The organism is Streptomyces sp. E-08 (assembly GCF_049913095.1).
In the GTDB taxonomy this organism is placed as follows: Bacteria; Actinomycetota; Actinomycetes; order Streptomycetales; family Streptomycetaceae; genus Streptomyces.
This window is the reverse complement of sequence record NZ_CP183971.1, coordinates 5,462,290-5,479,876: the sequence shown is the minus strand read 5'-3', so window position 1 is coordinate 5,479,876 and position 17,587 is coordinate 5,462,290. Positions and strand designations below refer to the sequence as shown.

Below are 17,587 nucleotides of genomic sequence, written 5' to 3'. Positions count from 1 at the left end.
GGAGTGGTGCCATGAGCAGCAAGCAGACGATCCTCGGCCGGGTCACCCAGCTCGCGAAGGCGAACATCAACGCCCTCATCGACCAGGCGGAGGATCCGCAGAAGATGCTCGACCAGCTGATCCGCGACTACGCGAACAACATCGCGGAGGCGGAGGAGGCGGTGGCGGCGACCATCGGCAACCTCCGGCTGATGGAGCAGGACCATCAGGAGGACGTGGACGCGGCGAAGGAGTGGGGCGGCAAGGCGCTGGCCGCCAGCAGGAAGGCGGACGAGCTGCGGGCCGGCGGGCAGACGGCGGAGGCGGACCGCTTCGACAACCTGGCGAAGGTGGCGCTGGGCCGCCAGCTCCAGTCGGAGAAGGAGGCGAGGACCGCCGAGCCGACGATCGCCGCCCAGACCGAGGTCGTACAGAAGCTCAGGACCGGCCTCGACCAGATGAAGGCCAGACTCGGCGAGCTCCGGGCCAAGCGCGACGAGCTGGTCGCCCGCGCCACGTCGGCCCGGGCGCAGAACCGGATGACGGACGCCGTGAAGAACATCGACGTGCTCGATCCGACGAGCGAGTTGAGCCGCTTCGAGGACAAGGTGCGCCGCGAGGAGGCGAAGGCGCTGGGCAGGCAGGAGCTGGCCGCCTCCTCGCTGGACGCCCAGTTCGAGCAGCTGGACGCGCTCGGCGACAGCGCCGAGATCGAGGCCCGGCTGGCCGCGCTCAAGGGCTGACGACGGAACAAGCTGACGACGGAACAGCGGCCGCTCAGAACATGCTGAGGAGCTGTTCCACCGTGGGCTCCGCCGCCCCCTCGCCGTCCGGAAGGTCCAGTTCGAACCAGACGGTCTTGCCGCGCGGGGTGCGGCGTGAGCCCCAGGAGGAGGAGAGCAGTCCGACGAGCTGGAGGCCGCGGCCTCCCTCGTCGGTGTCCCGGGCCCTGCGGCGCCGTGGCTGGACCAGGCCGGCGTCCCAGACCTCGCAGACGAGGGTGCGGTCGCGCAGCAGGCGGAGCCGTATCTCCCCCTCGCCGTAGCGCAGGGCGTTGGTGACGAGTTCACTGACGAGGAGTTCGACGGTGTCGACGAGCGCTTCGAGGTCCCAGGCGGCGAGCTGGGCGCGGGCGAGTTCGCGGGCCCGGCCGACCGAGCGGGGTTCCCTGGGCAGCCGCCAGTCGCCGACCGCCTCGCTGGGCAGCCCCTGGATCCTGGCCATGAGGAGGGCGATGTCGTCCTCGCCGTGTCCGGTGTTCAGGCTGGTGAGGACCCGGTCGCAGACGTCCTCCAGGGGACGGTCCGGGTCGGTGAGGGCGCGCCGGAAGGCCTGGAGCCCCTCGTCCAGGGGGTGGTCGCGGGACTCGACGAGCCCGTCGGTGTAGAGGGCGAGGAGGGCGCCCTCGGGCAGTTCGACCTCGACCTCCTCGAAGGGCTCCCCGCCGACGCCGAGCGGCATCCCCGGGGGTACGTCGAGGAGCAGGGCCTCCTCGCCGGGTTCGACGAGCACCGGCGGGAGGTGCCCGGCGTTGGCGAAGGTGCAGCGGCGGGTGACCGGGTCGTAGACGGCGTAGACGCAGGTGGCGAGGTAGACCTCGGAGAGTTCGGGTCCCCGGTTCTTGTGGGTGCGGGACTGCTGGGCACCGATGGGGGCGCCCAGGCCGCGGGCGATCTCGTCGAGGTGGGAGAGGACCTCGGCGGGCTCCAGGTCGAGCTGGGCGAGGGTGCGGACGGCGGTGCGGAGTTCGCCCATGGCGACGGCGGCGCGCAGGCCGCGGCCCATGACGTCGCCGATGACGAGCGCGGTGCGGTGTCCGGGGAGTTCGATGACGTCGAACCAGTCGCCGCCGACCTCGGTGGCGGCGGTGCCGGGGAGGTAGCGGCAGGCGATGTCGAGGCCCGCGGCCTCGGGGTCGCCGGGCGGGAGCAGGCTGCGCTGGAGGATCAGGGCCCGCTCGTGCTCGCGCCGGTAGAGGCGCGCGTTGTCGATGCAGACGGCGGCGCGGGCGGCGAGTTCGACGGCGAGGGCCCGGTCGCGCTCCCCGAAGGGCTCGCTGCCCTTGGCGCGGGAGAACTGGACGAGGCCGACGAGGGTGTCGTGGGCGACCATCGGGACGACGAGCGTGGACTGGACGAGGTCGCCCTCGGCGCCCGGGACCGTGCGGACGCGTCCGGTGCGCAGGGCCCCGGCGCAGGGCGAGTTGAAGGGGTAGCGGTGGACGGCGCCGACCTCGATGGGCACGGGTCCGCAACAGCCGCTGTCGGGGCCGTGCCCCTCGTCGGTCCTGAGGGGGGTGTCGGAGACGGCGCTGGCGAAGGCGACCCTGCGGAGTTCGGCGCTGCCCGCCCCGTAGCCGACGTCGTGGGAGTTCCCCCAGCGGCCCGGTGGTGCCTCGTCGCCGGTGAGGAGGCCTTGGAAGAGGTCGACGGAGGCGAGGTCGCAGAAGCCGGGGACGGCGACGTCGAGGAGCTCGCGGGCGGTGGCCTCCAGGTCGAGGGAGTTGCCGATGCGGGCGCCGGCCTCGTTGAGCAGGGCGAGGTTGCGGCGGGCGCTGGCGGCTTCGCGGGCGGCGTTGTGGCGTCGGGTGACGTCGATGCCGAGCCCGGCGACGCCGATCGGGCGGCCGGAGCCGCTGTGCACGCGGTAGAGGTTGATGGACCAGTGGCGGCGGTCCCGGGCGCCGGGGGCGGCGCCGACGATCTGGAAGTCGGTGACGGACTCGCCGGTCTCCAGGACCCGCCGGAGGGCGGTGGTCATCCGGTCGGCCTCGGCGCGGCCCAGGTAGTCGTGGACGGTCCGGCCCCGGTGGTCGTCGGCCTCGCCGCCGAAGACGGTGGCGAAGCGCCGGTTGGCCCGCTTCACGGTGAGGTCGGTGCCGAAGAGGAGGAAGCCGAAGGGGGATTGGCCGAATATCGCCTGGGAGGCGGCGAGGTCGGTCTCGATGCGGCGCAGGGCGCGCACGTCGACGACGATGCACAGCGCGGCCCGTTCCCCGGTCTGGGTCTCGCTCGGCATGACGTACATCTCGGCGATGCCCCGGGGCCGGTCCTCGCCGGGCATGCGGAACGGGACGAGGCCCGTCCACTCCTTGCCGTCGAGGATCTCCTTGACCCGCCGGTGACCGCGCTCGCGCAGGTCGGCGGGCATGAAGGCCTCGACGGGGTCCTTGCCCCTGGCCTCCTCGGCGGTGACCCCGAACAGGTCCACGGCCCTTCGGCTCCACTGCTCGACGAGGCCGTCGGGCCCGATCGAGAAGGACGCCACCCGGATGTAGTCATAGATCGAGCCGGGCGGGCTGCTCTGCCACACGACGCCGCCGCTCGCCGTCTCAGGTATCTCGCTCACGCGACCGTCCCCTCCAGCTCACCGCACCGGACCGGCCATGCCCGCAGTATTCAATACGGCAGGCCCCGACGGCACGACGTTCACGATCACAGGGTGGTCTCGTTCGTCCCTCGCCGAGTACCGGTGATCGTTGTCCCTCCCTGTTTACTCACCAGGGAGAGCCAGCTCGAACCATACGGTTTTGCCCGTGCTTCCTCTACGGGTCCCCCAGCGGCGTGCGGAACAGGCCACGAGGCCGAGGCCTCGGCCCCCTTCGTCGTCGGGTCCCGGGGCCCTTTCGGTGGGGGGATCCGGAAGCGGATCGGAGACCTCCACCAGGAGCGCCGGGGGATGCGCCGGGTCGGCGCCGTCGGAGCGGGGGCGGACGAGCCGGACCCCGATGGGTCCGGAGGCGTACCGCAGGGAGTTGGTCACCAGCTCGCTGACCAGCAGGACGGTCACATCGCCGAGGTCTCTGTCGAGTTCCCAGGCGCGCAGGGTCTCGCGCACCGCGTGGCGGGCCGTGCGCACGGCGTTCGCCTCCGCCGGGAAGTGCCACTCCGCGCGCTCGCCGTCGGTGTCGATCACACCCGATCACTTCCCCAGCCGTGCGTCAGCAGGAAGGTCCACGCCCCCTCCCGAGGGGACATTCTGGACATACCCGCTATTCGGGGCGGGATATCCCGTCGGGGGCGTCAGCGGGCGCACGGTGGCACGAACGGCGTAGGAACTCAGTCGCGCGCTCCGCCGCCGGGGGTCGCGGGCAGCCTCAGCGCGGCCTCGGCGACGGCGGGGCGGTCCTGGTCGAGCCAGTCGACCGAATCCAGCTCGCTCCGGGCGAGCCAGCGGAGCTCGTCGTGGTCCTCCAGGGGGCGCGGTTCACCGGAGAGCAGCCGCGCGGTCCACACCCGCAGGACGTATCCGGGCTTCAGCGGCCACTCGCCGGGGAGGGGCTCGCCCGGCTCGACCTCCACGCCGAGCTCCTCCCGCAGCTCGCGGACCAGGGCCTCTTCCGGGCGCTCGCCCGGTTCGAGCTTGCCGCCGGGCAGCTCCCAGCGGCCGGCGAGCTCGACGGGGGCGCTGCGGCGCGCGGCGAGCAGCCGCCCCTGGTCGTACAGGGCACCGGCGACGACGACCACGACGCCGGCCCCCTGGCCGGGGCCGGCGTCGTGCGGAGGCTCGTGGGGCGCGGCGGGGCCGGTGGTGCGTTCCGTCATGGGCGCGAGCGTAGCCCGGCCCGGCCGGTGCCGCCCGGGTCAGAGGGCGGGACTGCCGATGCGCTCGACCCAGTAGAGCTGCTTGTGGCCGCGGTCGTCGAGACTGTCCGCGATCTTCTGGGCTTCGTCCTTCGTCGCGTACCGCCCCACCCGGTAGCGGTTGCCGTTGTCGTCCTGCCGTATGACGAGCCAGGGAAGGACGGGGCCGCTGTCGGTCATCAGGCTTCTCCCTCCGCCGGTCCGGGCGCCGCCAAGGGTCTCCGGGAAACCGCGATCCGCATATGCCGGAGCTTACGCCTGACCTTCACACAGCGGATACGGGTTTTCACAAAGAGGCACGGATCGGCCGGGAACCGACGAAGGGAGGCCGAAGGTCACGCCCCGGGCGCCGCCGCGGGAACGGTGGGCACCGGCATCAGGACGGGGCCGCGGCCCTCGCCCTCGGGGTCCTTGCGGCAGGCGTCCCCGCACGTGGCGTCGAGCGAGCAGCAGAGGGAGCAGACGGGGCCGGAGCGCACCGGGCAGTCGGCGATGTCCGGCAGCTCGTAGGCCGTCTCGCACTCGGCGCAGGTGTGGGTCGCCCGCTCGTCGGCGACCTCCACCCCGGGACCGTTCACCGTGTTGGGGCGGGCCAGGTAGTAGCGGCCCTTGGTGGCCCGGGCGATGAGCGGGCAGAGGACGAGGGCGAGGCCGGCGGCGATGAAGGTGGAGAACGCCTCGGCGTACACACCGAAGAGACCGAAGAAGGCGAGGATCGACACGACGGAGGCGATGACCATGGCACCGAAGCCGGCCGGGTTCACGGCGTACAGGTAGGCGCGCTTGAACTCGATGTACGGGGGGCTCCAGCCCGCCCGCTTGTTGATGACGAGGTCGGCGGCGACGGCCGCGATCCAGGCGATGCCGACGTTGGAGTAGAACCCGAGCAGCTTGTTCAGGGCGGCGAACATGTTCATCTCCATCAGCGTCAGCGCGATGGCGAGGTTGAGGAAGATGTACCAGACGCGCCCGGGGTGCCGGTGGGTGACGCGGGAGAAGAAGTTCGACCAGGACAGCGAGCCGCTGTAGGCGTTGGTGACGTTGATCTTGACCTGGGAGACGATCACGAAGAGCGCCGCGGCGGGCAGCGCGACCGAGCCGAGCCAGGGCCTGAGCGCCTCGATCTGCGGGGCGATCGGCTCCAGGGCGTGGGTCTTGCCGACGGCCTCCAGGGCGACGAAGGCGAGAAGGGCGCCGCCGAGCTGCTTGGCGGCGCCGATCACGACCCAGCCGGGTCCGGCGGCGAGCACGGCGAGGTTCCACCGGCGCTTGTTCGCGGCGGTCTTCGCCGGCATGAAGCGCAGGTAGTCGGCCTGTTCGCCGATCTGGGCGATCAGCGAGAGCGCGACGCCCGTGCCGAGGCCGAAGCCGATCCACGAGAAGCCCGCGCCGGCGCCCTCCGTACCGCCGAAGGAGGCGAAGGCGCCCCAGGCGTCGGGGGCTTCGAACGCGAGCACGACGAAGGGCAGCACCAGGCCGACGAGCCAGATCGGCTGGGTCCAGGCCTGCACCTTGGCGAGGGCGCCCATCCCGCGGAAGACGATCGGGATGACGATCAGGGTGGTGACGAGGTAGCCGACCTGCACCGGCAGGCCGACGGCCTGGTGCATGGCCTGGGCCATGATCGAGCCTTCGAGGGCGAAGAAGATGAAGGTGAAGGAGGCGTAGATGAGCGAGGTGAGCGTGGAGCCGAAGTAGCCGAATCCGGCGCCGCGCGTGACGAGGTCCATGTCCAGGCCGTACGTGGCGCAGGCCCGGGCGATGGGGATGCCGGTGAGGAAGATGACGGCGGCGGCGGTGAGGATCGAGGCGAGGCCGCTGGTGAAGCCGTAGGTGAAGACGATCGAGGCGCCGATCGCGAAGTCGGCGAGGTAGGCGATGCCGCCGAGCGCGGTGCCGGCGACGGTCCCCGGCGACCAGCGCCGGAAGGAGTGCGGGGCGTACCGCAGGGAGTAGTCCTCGCGGCTCTCGTCCGCGGCCAGCCTGGCGTAGCTGCGGCGGGGTCCGGCGGGCGGCCCGGAGGCCGCCTCCGGCTGCGGGGTGGGTGGGGTGACCGTGTCCGTCATGAGGGTTCCTGTCGTCCGACCGGGTCGCGGGTACGGACGAGGAAGGTAGGAGCCGCGCGTGACGTACGGCGGCGGCGCGGGATTGCCACGCGGTAACACGGACTGACGCCCCGTTAACTCGGCGTCACGCCGCCCGGACGCGCCGCCCCGCTGAACGGTCACGCCGACGCCCCGGCCGCGGGCGGGCCTCCGCCCGACGAAGCTCCCGGCCGCGGGCGGGCCTCCCCCGACGAGAGTCCCCAGCCACGGGCGGGCCCCCACCCGCCCCCGACGGCCCTCCCCCCGGCCGCCGACGGCTCACCTCACCTCACCTCACCGGCAGGTGGTACGCGATGCGGTAGCGGTCGGCCGGTACGACGACGTCGGCCGTCTCGACCGCGCGACCCGAGGCGTAGTACGTCCGCTCCAGGACCATGACCACGTGCCCCGGCACCCCTCCGAGGGCCAGGAGTTCCTCGGCGAGGCCGGGCCGGGCCCCCACCTCCTCCACCACGTTGTCCACGACGACGTCGATGGCCGCCATCCGCTCGACGACGCCGCAGCCGCCCAGCGGGCCCTCCTCGGGCAGCATGACCGGCGTCCGGCCGGTGACGGCGAGGGGCTCCCACGAGGTGGAGACCATCATGGGCTCGCCCCCGTCCCGGTACACGTACCGCGTGCGCATCACCCGCTCCCCGGGCTCGATCCCGAGCCGCTCGGCCACCTCGACGCTCGCCGGCTCCTGCTCGCTGCGCGACTCCCAGGTGCCGCGGGCCCCTTCGGCGGCCTGCTCCTGGCGGAACGGGCTCGCGCCGGACGCGGGGCGGTAGCCGGAGCGGGCGATCCGCCGCGGGACGGGCCGCTCGCGCACATAGGTCCCGGAACCCGAGCGCCCCTCCACGAGCCCCTCCGCCATGAGCACCTTGCGGGCCTCCAGCGCGACGGTGTCCGACACCCCGTACTCCTCGCGGATGCGTGCCTGCGAGGGGAGGCGGGTATGCGGCGGAAGCGAGCCGTTGGCGATCTTCTCCCGCAGATCGCTCGCCACGCGCAGATAGGCGGGCTGCTCACCGAACGTCACTGGACACTCCCCTCAGGTTGACTGTCAGCTACAGCCTGACAACCGACGGTCGCGATCCGCAAGCATGGGCCAGAGTTTCACTCGAAGTGATGACGATCCCGGCCACCCGCGGTCACCCGCAGGGAGATGTCGCCGCACCCCTTGACCCCTATTGGTCCAGACCAATAAGTTCCTGCCCGCACGCTCCATCCCGCCTCGCACAGGAACGAGCCCATGCGCCCCAGAGCCCTGACCACGCTGACCCTCGGCACCGCCGCCGCGGCCGCCCTCGGCCTCCTCGCCACCCTGGCCCCCGCCGCCGACGCGCACCCCCGGGCCCCGCACACGTCCGCGTCCCCGCGGGCGACCGCGCACACGCCCGCGCTCAAGCGCGTCGGCTACTTCACCCAATGGGGCATCTACGGCCGGAACTTCCAGGTCAGGGATCTGGAGACGAGCGGCACGGCCGCCAAGCTGAGCCACATCAACTACGCCTTCGGCGTGGTCGGTTCGGACGGCACGTGCCTCATGGGCAACGTCCCCGGCTCGGACCCGTGGGCCGACTACGTCCGCCCCGTCGACGCGGCGAACTCCGTCGACGGCACCGGCGACACCGCCGACCAGCGACTGGCCGGGAACTTCAACGAACTGCGCGAGCTCAAGGCGATGAACCCCGGCCTGAAGGTCATGATCTCCCTGGGCGGCTGGAGCGGATCCGCGCACTTCTCCGACGCGGTGCGCACCGACGCCGGCCGCAAGGCCCTCGTCGCCTCCTGCATCGACACGTACATCAAGGGCAACCTGCCCGTCGACGGCGCCCGGGGCGGCGCCGGGGCCGCCGCCGGGCTCTTCGACGGCGTCGACCTGGACTGGGAGTGGCCCGGCTCGGACGGCGCCCCCGGGAACGTGATCCGCCCCGAGGACAAGCCCAACTTCACCAAGGTCGTACGGGAGTTCCGCACGCAGCTCGACGCCTACGGCCGCTCGCTGAAGAAGCCCAGGCACTACGACCTCAGCGCGTACGTGCCGACCGCGCCCGCCAAGATCGACGCGGGCTTCGAGGTCTCGAAGATCATGCGGGACTTCGACTTCGTGAACCTTCAGGGGTACGACTTCCACGTGTCCGGCGAGAAGACCACCGCCCAGCAGTCGGCGCTCTTCGCCAAGGACGACTTCAGCGTCGACCAGACCGTCAGGGCCTGGCTGCGGCGCGGCGCCCCCGCCCACAAGCTCGTGGTCGGCATGCCCTTCTACGGCCAGGGCTGGACCGGCGTGACCGGGGGCGGCGACGGACTCGGGCAGCCCGCGGCCGGCCCCGCCCCGGCCACCTGGACGGCCGGCTCCGAGGACTACAAGTACCTGAAGCAGCTGGCGGGTTCGGGGACGTACAAGCTCTACCGGGGAGCGGGGAACGGGCACGCCTGGCTCTTCGACGGCACGACCCTGTGGACGTACGACGACCCCACCGTCCTGCGCACCAAGGCCTCCTACGTACGCCGGAACGGGCTCGGCGGCGCGATGGTCTGGTCCCTCGACGGGGACACCCCCGACGGCGAGCTGATCACCGCCATCGACCGGGGCCTCACCCGGCGCTGACGCGCCCACGAGCCGCGGACCGGCGCCCCGCCGCCCACGGTGGTCCGGAACGGCGGTCGGTCACGGGCCGCCGTCCCCGGTCCACCGTCGCCGGTCCGCACCCGACGGGGCCGGGACTCCCGACGAGGGAGACCCGGCCCCGTTCGCACACCGCGCGCCCGGCTCAGGCCTGGGCGCCCTCGCCCGCCGGCGGCGTGCCCGTCAGACCGAGCGCGGTCCGCGCCTCGGCGCCCAGGTCCTCGGGAAGGGCGTCCCAGGCGGCGTCGTACCGCTCCCAGTACGCGTCCTCGTCGGCCGTCGCGGTGACCGCGCCCCAGCGCTTCGAGGCCGTGTCGAGCTCCTTGCCGAGCGCCGCGAGCGCAGCCTTGGACGTGCCGGGCCAGTCGTGCTCCCGCAGGCCCGAGCGGGCCGAGTCGATCGCGGCCAGGAGCTCGCCGGCCCACTGCCGGTTGGCCTCGACGTCCTCGTCCGGGTCCTCCTCCGCCTCCCGGTAGATGACCGTCTCGATCGGGTTGAGGCTCAGCAGGAAGTGCTCCTGGTCGAGGGTCAGCCGGGTCGAGTCGGAGCGCACCGAGCCCGAGAACGGCTTCTCTCCGGTGAACGTACAGGTCACCTCGCGGTCTCCGAGCCGCCAGCTCTCCCGGCTGGGCTGGTAGTAGGAGAGCCCGACGTTCCGCGGGATCGCCCAGGTGTCCATCGCGTAGGCCGCGTTGATCGGCGCGCAGCGCCTGTCGGCGATGTCCTCGATCGCGTCGTCGCCGGGCCACTCGGCGATGCCGGTGACCTTGAAGCTGCCGCTGACCTCGCCGTCGTGCGGGCGGGCGCAGTCGACGGTGCGGACGTCCGTCGCGAACTCCTCGCCCTGGCTGTGGTCCGTGAAGCACTGCCCCGTGCGCAGCGCGTAGGCCGACCGCGAGCGGGAGGCCTCGTCGAAGCCCTCCTTGAAGCTGTGCCACGCCGAGCCGAAGCCACCGCTCGCGAGGCCGACGACGAGCAGCAGGCAGCTGAGGGCGGAGAGCACGATGCCGGCGATGGCGAGTCCCCTGCCGTTCTGGTCCTTCTTCTTGATCTGCGGCAGGGCGACGAGGCCGAGGACCAGCCCGAGGGGCGGGAGGCAGCACACGATGCCGGAGACGAGGGAGCCGACGGCGAGCCCGTTGGTGGTGCGGCGCGGCGGCTGTCCGTAGGGGACGGCGCCGGGCGGGCCCGGTTGCCCGTACGGCGCGTAGGGCATGCCCGGGGAGGTGTACGGGCCCGGTGCGGGCCATCCTCCGGACTGCGGGCCGCCCCCGGGCTGCGGGCCGCCTGCGGGCGGCGGGGTCGGCTGGCTCGGCTGGCTCGGCTCCACGGGTGCGTGCTCCTGTGACGGGCGGGCGATGCGAACAAACGCTCGGTCGCGCATCGTACGTAAGGGGCGGCCGCCCGCAGGCGACCGCCCCCCTGTTTCAGCCGTGGAGTGTCTCGGCCTGGATCAGAACTGCAGGGCCCAGGAGTCGATCTTCCCGGTGTCGAGGTTCGCGTTGTCCGTGACCCGCAGCTTCCACGTGCCGTTGGCGACCTCCGAGGAGGCGTTCACGGTGTACGTGGTGTTGATGTTGTCCGTGCTGCCGCCCGTGCCGAAGGCCTTCAGCGTGTACGCCGAGCCGTCGGGGGCGATCAGCTGGACCTGGAGGTCGCCGATGTAGGTGTGGACGATGTTGACCGGCACCTGGAGCGCGGCGGGGGCGTTGCCCGTGACGCCGCTGACGGTGACCGGGGACTCGACGGTCGCGTTGTCGTTGATCGCGAAGTCCGCGGTGTTCTCGAACTTCGGGCCGGTGGGCGGCGTGGTGGTGCCGCCGCCCACGTACAGCAGCCTGTTCGGGGAGCCGGTGCCGGGGCTGGTGACGACGTTGGGCGTGGCGGCGCTCACGAGGGCCGCGGAGACCTGCGCCGGGGTCGCCGTCGGGTTGTCCGCCAGGTAGAGCGCCGCGGCGCCGACGACGTGCGGGGTCGCCATCGACGTACCGGAGATGGTGTTGGTGGCGGAGTCGCTGCTGTTCCAGGACGAGGTGATGGAGGAGCCCGGGGCGAAGAGGTCGAGGCCGCTGCCGTAGTTGGAGTAGCTGGCCTTGGCGTCGGTCGACGTGGTGGCGCCGACCGTGATCGCCTCGGCCACGCGCGCGGGTGAGTGGTTCGCGGCGTTGTCGGTCTCGTTGCCGGCCGCGACCGCGTAGGTGACGCCGGAGGCGATCGAGTTGCGGACGGCCTGGTCGAGGACGCTGTCGACGCCGCCGCCGAGGCTCATGTTGGCGACGGCCGGCTTGACGGCGTTCTGCGTCACCCAGTCGATGCCCGCGACGACCTGCTCGGTCGTGCCGGAGCCGGAGTTGTCGAGCACGCGGACCCCGACGATCTTCGCCTTCTTGGCGACGCCGTACGAGGAGCCCGCGACGGTCCCGGCGACGTGGGTGCCGTGACCGTGGCCGTCCTGGGCGGTGTTGTCGTTGTCGATGGCGTCGTAGCCGTAGGAGGCGCGGCCGCCGAAGTCGCTGTGGGTGATGCGGACGCCGGTGTCGATGATGTACGCCGTGACGCCCTGGCCCGCGGAGTCCGGGTAGGTGTAGCTCTGGTTCAACGGAAGGGCCTTCTGGTCGATCCGGTCCAGGCCCCAGGAGGGCGGGGAGGGCTGGGTGCCGTCGACGTGGAAGACACGGTTCTGGACGACGGACCGCACGGCGGGGTCGGCGGCGAGCTTCCGCGCCTGCGCCTCGGAGAGCTCGACGGAGTAGCCGTTGATCGCCGAGGTGTACGTCCGCCTGATCTTCGCGCCGAACCGGGCGGCGACGGCCCGGCCCTTGGCGGTCTCCGCCTGCGCGGACTCGTCGAGGGTGACGATGTAGCTGCCGGGGACGGTGCCTTCGGCCCCGGCGTTCTCGACGACGCCCTCGGGCGCGGCCGGTGCGGCGGCGGCCGGGAGGGCGGTGAGGGAGCCGAGGGCGAGGGCGGCGACGGCGACGGCCGCCGCGGTGGCGGTCCGGCGGCGCGGTGCACGCAGCACTGACATGCGGGGGTCCTCCTCGTGGGGGTAAGGCAGGAACACGACACGTTGAGACATGGACATGTCAAGACGACGCGGAAAGTCCACGCCGTCCCGAAGTCCGGCTGACGAGCGAAAGATTGACTGATCCATAGGAATCGCACAAGGGCTCGCACAGCTCCGCAACACCCGTGCCACACGGCTGACATGCTGCCCGTCATGACCGTCTACGAGTGCCCCGACTGCCGGATCCAGTCCCCCGCATCCGCCCTCACCTGGTGCTGCCCGAAGTGCCGCGGCCCCTGGGACCTCGCGTTCACGAGCGCGCCGGTTCCCCTCCCGTCACTCGCCTCACGTGTGAATTCACTGTGGCGTTACGAGGAAGCGCTGCCTCCGCTCCCGTACGGGCCCGAGGTGAGCCTCGGCGAGGGCCGCACACCGCTCGTCCGCCTTACCGAATCGGCCACCGGCTCGGTCTCGGCCAAACTCGACTTCCTCATGCCCACCCTGTCCTTCAAGGACCGGGGCGCCGTGATGCTCGCCGCGCACGCCCGCCGGCTGGAGCCCCGCACGGTCCTCGCCGACAGCAGCGGCAACGCGGGCACCGCGATCGCCGCGTACGGCGCGCGGGCCGGGCTCGACTGCGTCGTGTACGTCCCCGAGGGCACCTCCCCGAAGAAGCTGGAGCAGATCCGGGCGCACGGGGCCCGGGTCGTCGAGGTCCCCGGCGACCGCGAGGCGACGGCCGTGGCGGCGCGCGAGGCCGCCGACGAGCCGGGCGTGTTCTACGCCTCGCACGTGTACAACCCGTACTTCCTGCACGGCACCAAGACCTACGTGTACGAGCTGTGGGAGGAGCTCGGCGGACGCCTCCCGGAGACGATCGTCGTCCCCGTCGGCAACGGCACCCTGCTCCTCGGCGCCGCCCTCGCCGTCGAGGAGCTGTACGGCCACGGCCTCGTCGGCGCCCGGCCCGCGATCCTCGCCGTCCAGGCGGAGGCCGTGTCCCCGCTGGCCGAGGCCTTCCACGCGGGCGCGGAGGACTTGCTGGAACCGGCCGCCGCGCGCCCCACCCTCGCCGAGGGCATCGCGATCCCGGCCCCGCCCCGCGCCCGGCAGATCCTGCGGGCGGTCCGCGCGACGGGCGGCACGTTCCTGACGGTGACGGAGGACCAGATCCGCACCGCCCAGCGGGACCTGGCCGGCCGCGGCCTCTTCGTGGAGGCGACCGGGGTGGCCTGCTGGGCGGCGGTGAGCGCCGCCCCGCCCCGCCCCGGACTCACGGTGGTGCCGCTGTGCGGAGCGGGCGCGAAGACGGGCCTGGCCCCGTGAGCGGCGGCCTGCGCGAGGCCCCGGGTTCACCCCGTCGTACGGATCAGAACTCGTCGGCGCCGTTGCGGAGCTCGTGCGTCCAGTAGCCCGTCTTCGCGGCGGCCTCGTCGACGGCCAGGCCGCCGGCGGGGGCCTGGACGACGATGCTGCCCTCGGCCGGGCCCTCGGGGGCGAAGAGGTTCACGTTGAACTGCTTCACGACCTTGTTGTCCTCGTGGACGCCGCCGAGCGCGATCCGGACGTTCGCGTAGGCGGGCTCGCCGGCCTTCAGGACGACCAGCGTGGCCGGCTTGCTCTTCGCGACGGACGGGATGTCCTTGGCGGTCTGGATCGGGCCGAAGGCGATGAGCGGGTACTCGAGCAGGGTGCACGAGCGGCCGGAGGTGTTGGTGGCGGTGAGGACGATGTGCTCGGTCGGGACCTCGTCCGCCTTCGCCGCCGTGACCTTGATGTCGCCGTAGGCGCAGGCGGGGGCCTTGGCGGAGCTCTTCCCACCGGTGGAACCGGTCGTGCCGGCGGTGGTGGCGCCGCTCTTGGAGCCGCTGCCGGAGCCGGTGGAACCGCCGGCCGTGGAGCCGCCGGTGGCCGAGCCGCCCGCGGAACCCGAGCCGCTCGTCGCGGCCGTCTGGTCCGCCGTACCGCCGCCGGCCGTGCCGCTGCCGCCCGTGGCGGTGGCGGACTGGGCGGCGCTCGCGCTGCCCGCGTCCTTCGCTCCCGCGGCGGCGTCCCCGCCGCCACAGGCGGTGAGGCCCAGCGAGAGGGCGGCGATGGCGGCGGCGGCCAGGACGGTGTGCTTGCGGTGGTTGCGCATGGTGGTTCTCCCCCGTTGACGCGGTCGGTCGACGCACTCGCTCGGTGCGCGTGCCTCGCGGCACCGTCGTGTTCTCCTCGGTGCCGTGTTCAGCTTCCCGGCCCGCGCTGCCGTCCCGCTTACGTACCGCTAACGATCCGCTGACAGCCGCGAGAGACGCGCCGCCGCCCGCGCCGAACCCTCGGTGAAACCGGCCGCGTCGGCCGCGACGATCGCACGTTTCAGCTGGTCGGCGGCCTCGTCGAGACGGCCGATACCGGCCAGTGCCTCACCCAGGGTGATCTGCAGCGAGGCCCGGATGACCACCGCGTCGGGCGCGACCAGTTCCCCGGCGCGAAGGGTGTGGGCGAGCGCCGCCTCGTACTCCTCCGCCTTCAGGCAGTGGCCCGCGAGGTGCTGGAGGGTCAGCACCTGGGTGGAGGGGTGGCCGGTGCGGTCGGCGAGCGAGACGGCGTGCAGCATGAGCAGCCCCGCCCGCTCGTGCTCCCCGGTCGCGTCCAGGACGGCGGCATGGTTGACGTAGGCGATCGCCTCACTGATCGCGTCACCGGCGCGGGCCGCCAGACCGGGCGCCTTCTCCAGGTGGACCAGCGCCTCCTCGTCGCGCCCCTCCTCGTGCAGGATCCAGCCGAGCAGGGCACACGTCCGCGACTGCGCGTCGAGGTCGCCGACGGCCTCGGCCGAGGCGAGACCGGCCTCCAGGAGCGGTGTCCAGCCGTCCCCGATCCGCATGAGCATCAGCGGCCACTGCACGAGCGCGAGCCGCCAGGCACGGTCGTGCATGCCGAGGGCGGCCGCGGCGGCGACCGCGCCCTCCAGGGCGGGCCGCTCGGCCACGTACCAGTCGAGCGCCGCCGTACGGTCCTCGAACTCCCGCGTCGAGGCGGGCCGCCGGGCGTCGGCGGGCAGCCCGTAGCAGGGCTGCGAGCCGGGCTCCGCGGCGGCGTCGGCCGCCAGGCCCGTGTACAGGTAGTGGTCGAGGAGCCGCGGCAGGCCCTCGGGGTCGGCCAGCGGGGCGAGGTGGCGGGCGTAGAGGCGCACCAGGTCGTGCGGCGTCCAGCGGCCGGGGACGGACTCGGTGAGCAGGTGCGCGGCGGCGAGCCGGTCCAGGTCGGCGGAGGCCTGCCCGGGCGTCGTCCCGGCGAGCGCCCCCGCGGCGAACCGGTCCAGGTCCGAGCCGGTGTGCAGGCCGAGCGCGCGGAACATCCGGGCGGCCGACTCGGGCAGCTGCTGCACGGTGAGGCGCAGCGCGGCGGAGACGCCCCGGTCCTCCACGTCGAGCAGCGCCAGCCTGCCCTGCTCGTCGGCGAGTTCGCCGACCATCGCGTCGAGCGTCCACTGCGGCCGCTCGGCCAGGCGGGCCGCCGTGACCCGCAGGGCGAGCGGCAGGCCGTCGCAGAGCCGGGCGAGGCGGGTGGCGGCGGCCGGTTCGGCGGCGACCCGGTCCTGGCCGAGGACGGTGGAGAGCAGGGCCGCCGAGGCGGCGGGCTGGAGGTGTCCGAGCGGTACGGGGCGGGCGGCGTCGGAGGCGATGAGGCCGCCGAGCCGGTCGCGGCTTGTGACGAGGGTGGTGCAGGGGGCGCCGCCGGGCAGCAGCGGGCGGATCTGCTCGGAGGAGCGGGCGTTGTCGAGGACGACGAGCAGTCGGCGCCCGCCCGTGAGGGAGCGGTACAGCGCCCCCCGCGCGTCGACGGTCTCCGGGATCCGCTGCGGCGGGACGCCGAGGGCGAGCAGGAACTCCCGCAGGACGGCGGCGGTCTCGGGCTCCGCGGTGTCGCTGAAGCCGCGCAGGTCGGCGAAGAGACGCCCGTCGGGGAAGTCGGCCCGCCGCTCGTAGGCCCAGTGGACGGCGAACGCGGTCTTGCCGACGCCGGCGGGCCCGGTCACGAGACACACGGGCCCGTCCCCGGCGCGGACGGCGCGGTCGAGCGCGGCCAGTTCGGCGCCGCGCCCGGTGAAGCCGCCCGGAGCCCGCGGCAGGCCCTCGGGCGCCGGGGCCTTGACCTCGACGGCGGGCCGGGGCACGGAGACGGGCTCGGCGGCGCGCAGCAGCGTCGCGTACGCCTCGCTGAGGGTCTCGCCGGGGTCGACGCCCAGCTCCTCGGCGAGCAGCCGCCGCGTCCGGTGGTACCAGTCGATCGCGTCGGACTGACGGCCCGAGCGGGCCAGCGCCAGCATCAGCGCGGCGGCCAGGGACTCGCGCAGCGGGTGGGCGACGGCCTCGGTACGCAGGACGGCGGCGGCCCTGCCGTGCTCGCCGAGCTGCCCGTACGCCTCCGCCAGCGCCTCCACCGACGCGAGGCGCATCTCCTCGAGGCCCCCGGCGGCGGCCTCCAGAGGCCTGCTGTGCACGGTCCCGGTGAGCGCGGGCCCCTGCCAGTACGACAGCGCCTCGCGCAGCATCCGCACCGCGTCGGCGGGCTGCCGCTGCACCCCGGCGAGCCCGACGAGCTCCTCGAAGCGGTGGGCGTCCACGAGGGACTCCGGCATCCGCAGCACGTACGCCGTTCCCTGGGTGGCGAGCTCGACGCCGTACGCCTCGGCCCCGTGCTCGGCGAGCAGCGCCCGCAGCCGCGAGACGTGCCCCTGGAGCACGGTCTTGGCGTGCGTGGGCGGCTCCTCCTCCCACAGCGCGTCGATCAACTGGCCGACGTTCACCGCACTGTTGGGCCGCAACAGGAGCATGGCGAGCAGACTGGACCGCTTGGCGGGCCCCAAGGCTACGTCCCTGTCCTCCGTCACGAGCGCAACGGAGCCGAGCAGCCGGAACTCCACCTGAATACCTCCGCGATCCCTCTCCCCCATTCCGAGGAATCGAGGATACTTGGGAGTAGCAGGTCACCCGCCGGGCGATCCCGCACCCCGAACGAACAGGGCCGGACCCCGAGGCCCGGCCCTGCGCGTCACTCCCGGACGTCAGACGTTGAAGCGGAATGCCTGCGGGCTGATCCTGACCTGCGGCGGAGCCCCGCGCAGGGCTCTGACCTGGGATTTTCTGGTTGGCCTGCGTTGGCTCCCGACGGCCGTTTACGGGTGTCCTGCGGACTGGCTGCGGACTGGCCTACGGGATCTCCGCGGAGTCGAGGTGCCTGCGCAGCTCCGCCGCAACCTCTTCGTCGCCACACTAGGCCGGAAGTGGCCAGAGGTCCTGCTCTCCGTTCG

General features: G+C 73.1%; 13 protein-coding genes. 3 read left to right on the top strand and 10 right to left on the bottom strand.

Going from position 1 to position 17,587, the window contains the following annotated elements; genetic code table 11:
• Positions 1-11 precede the first annotated feature (11 nt).
• Positions 12-722: a PspA/IM30 family protein gene (locus ACN9MM_RS25435; protein ID WP_426365924.1), complete on the top strand. Its 711-nt coding sequence runs from the start codon at positions 12-14 to the stop codon at positions 720-722.
• Positions 723-756: 34 nt separating this feature from the next.
• Here ACN9MM_RS25435 and ACN9MM_RS25430 read toward each other — a convergent pair whose 3' ends face one another.
• The 6 genes from ACN9MM_RS25430 to ACN9MM_RS25405 all read right to left on the bottom strand — a co-directional run bounded on the left by ACN9MM_RS25430 (position 757) and on the right by ACN9MM_RS25405 (position 7,688).
• Positions 757-3,327: a SpoIIE family protein phosphatase gene (locus ACN9MM_RS25430; RefSeq protein ID WP_426365923.1), complete on the bottom strand. Its 2,571-nt coding sequence runs from the start codon at positions 3,325-3,327 to the stop codon at positions 757-759.
• Between the two features lie 144 nt (positions 3,328-3,471).
• Positions 3,472-3,894: an ATP-binding protein gene (locus ACN9MM_RS25425; RefSeq protein WP_426365922.1), complete on the bottom strand. Its 423-nt coding sequence runs from the start codon at positions 3,892-3,894 to the stop codon at positions 3,472-3,474.
• A gap of 143 nt (positions 3,895-4,037) precedes the next feature.
• The gene (locus ACN9MM_RS25420) at positions 4,038-4,523 is read right to left on the bottom strand and encodes a (deoxy)nucleoside triphosphate pyrophosphohydrolase (protein WP_426365921.1); all 486 of its coding nucleotides are present in this window, start codon (positions 4,521-4,523) and stop codon (positions 4,038-4,040) included.
• Between the two features lie 39 nt (positions 4,524-4,562).
• Positions 4,563-4,742, bottom strand: a complete 180-nt coding sequence (locus ACN9MM_RS25415) for an SPOR domain-containing protein (RefSeq protein WP_093874257.1) — start codon at positions 4,740-4,742, stop codon at positions 4,563-4,565.
• A gap of 155 nt (positions 4,743-4,897) precedes the next feature.
• Entirely contained in the window at positions 4,898-6,628 is a 1,731-nt protein-coding gene (locus ACN9MM_RS25410) for a purine-cytosine permease family protein (RefSeq protein WP_426365920.1), read from the bottom strand.
• A gap of 307 nt (positions 6,629-6,935) precedes the next feature.
• A complete protein-coding gene (locus ACN9MM_RS25405; protein WP_426365918.1) occupies positions 6,936-7,688 on the bottom strand; it encodes a GntR family transcriptional regulator in 753 nt (250 codons plus the stop codon).
• Between the two features lie 213 nt (positions 7,689-7,901).
• Here ACN9MM_RS25405 and ACN9MM_RS25400 point away from each other — a divergent pair, with 213 nt between their 5' ends.
• Positions 7,902-9,263: a glycoside hydrolase family 18 protein gene (locus tag ACN9MM_RS25400; protein WP_426365917.1), complete on the top strand. Its 1,362-nt coding sequence runs from the start codon at positions 7,902-7,904 to the stop codon at positions 9,261-9,263.
• Between the two features lie 163 nt (positions 9,264-9,426).
• Here the strand turns inward: ACN9MM_RS25400 and ACN9MM_RS25395 are convergent, their stop codons facing one another.
• Entirely contained in the window at positions 9,427-10,611 is a 1,185-nt protein-coding gene (locus ACN9MM_RS25395) for a DUF4190 domain-containing protein (protein WP_426365916.1), read from the bottom strand.
• Positions 10,612-10,734: 123 nt separating this feature from the next.
• On the bottom strand, positions 10,735-12,309 hold the full coding sequence (locus ACN9MM_RS25390; protein WP_426365915.1) for a S8 family peptidase: 1,575 nt from the start codon (positions 12,307-12,309) through the stop codon (positions 10,735-10,737).
• 180 nt (positions 12,310-12,489) lie between these two features.
• Here ACN9MM_RS25390 and ACN9MM_RS25385 point away from each other — a divergent pair, with 180 nt between their 5' ends.
• Positions 12,490-13,614 (top strand): threonine synthase, encoded by a 1,125-nt coding sequence (locus ACN9MM_RS25385; protein ID WP_426365914.1) that lies wholly within the window; start codon positions 12,490-12,492, stop codon positions 13,612-13,614.
• Positions 13,615-13,657: 43 nt separating this feature from the next.
• Here the strand turns inward: ACN9MM_RS25385 and ACN9MM_RS25380 are convergent, their stop codons facing one another.
• Both ACN9MM_RS25380 and ACN9MM_RS25375 read right to left on the bottom strand, forming a co-directional pair.
• Positions 13,658-14,425, bottom strand: coding sequence for a DUF4232 domain-containing protein (locus ACN9MM_RS25380; RefSeq protein ID WP_426365913.1), 768 nt, complete (start codon positions 14,423-14,425; stop codon positions 13,658-13,660).
• 129 nt (positions 14,426-14,554) lie between these two features.
• A complete protein-coding gene (locus ACN9MM_RS25375; protein ID WP_426365912.1) occupies positions 14,555-17,200 on the bottom strand; it encodes a BTAD domain-containing putative transcriptional regulator in 2,646 nt (881 codons plus the stop codon).
• Positions 17,201-17,587 lie beyond the last annotated feature (387 nt).

Coding starts and splice junctions, on each gene's coding strand:
- ACN9MM_RS25435 (WP_426365924.1), top strand. CDS start 12: ATGAGCAGCAAGCAGACGATCCTCGGCCGGGTCACCCAGCTCGCGAAG.
- ACN9MM_RS25420 (WP_426365921.1), bottom strand. CDS start 4,523: ATGACGGAACGCACCACCGGCCCCGCCGCGCCCCACGAGCCTCCGCAC.
- ACN9MM_RS25415 (WP_093874257.1), bottom strand. CDS start 4,742: ATGACCGACAGCGGCCCCGTCCTTCCCTGGCTCGTCATACGGCAGGAC.
- ACN9MM_RS25410 (WP_426365920.1), bottom strand. CDS start 6,628: ATGACGGACACGGTCACCCCACCCACCCCGCAGCCGGAGGCGGCCTCC.
- ACN9MM_RS25400 (WP_426365917.1), top strand. CDS start 7,902: ATGCGCCCCAGAGCCCTGACCACGCTGACCCTCGGCACCGCCGCCGCG.
- ACN9MM_RS25390 (WP_426365915.1), bottom strand. CDS start 12,309: ATGTCAGTGCTGCGTGCACCGCGCCGCCGGACCGCCACCGCGGCGGCC.
- ACN9MM_RS25385 (WP_426365914.1), top strand. CDS start 12,490: ATGCTGCCCGTCATGACCGTCTACGAGTGCCCCGACTGCCGGATCCAG.
- ACN9MM_RS25380 (WP_426365913.1), bottom strand. CDS start 14,425: ATGCGCAACCACCGCAAGCACACCGTCCTGGCCGCCGCCGCCATCGCC.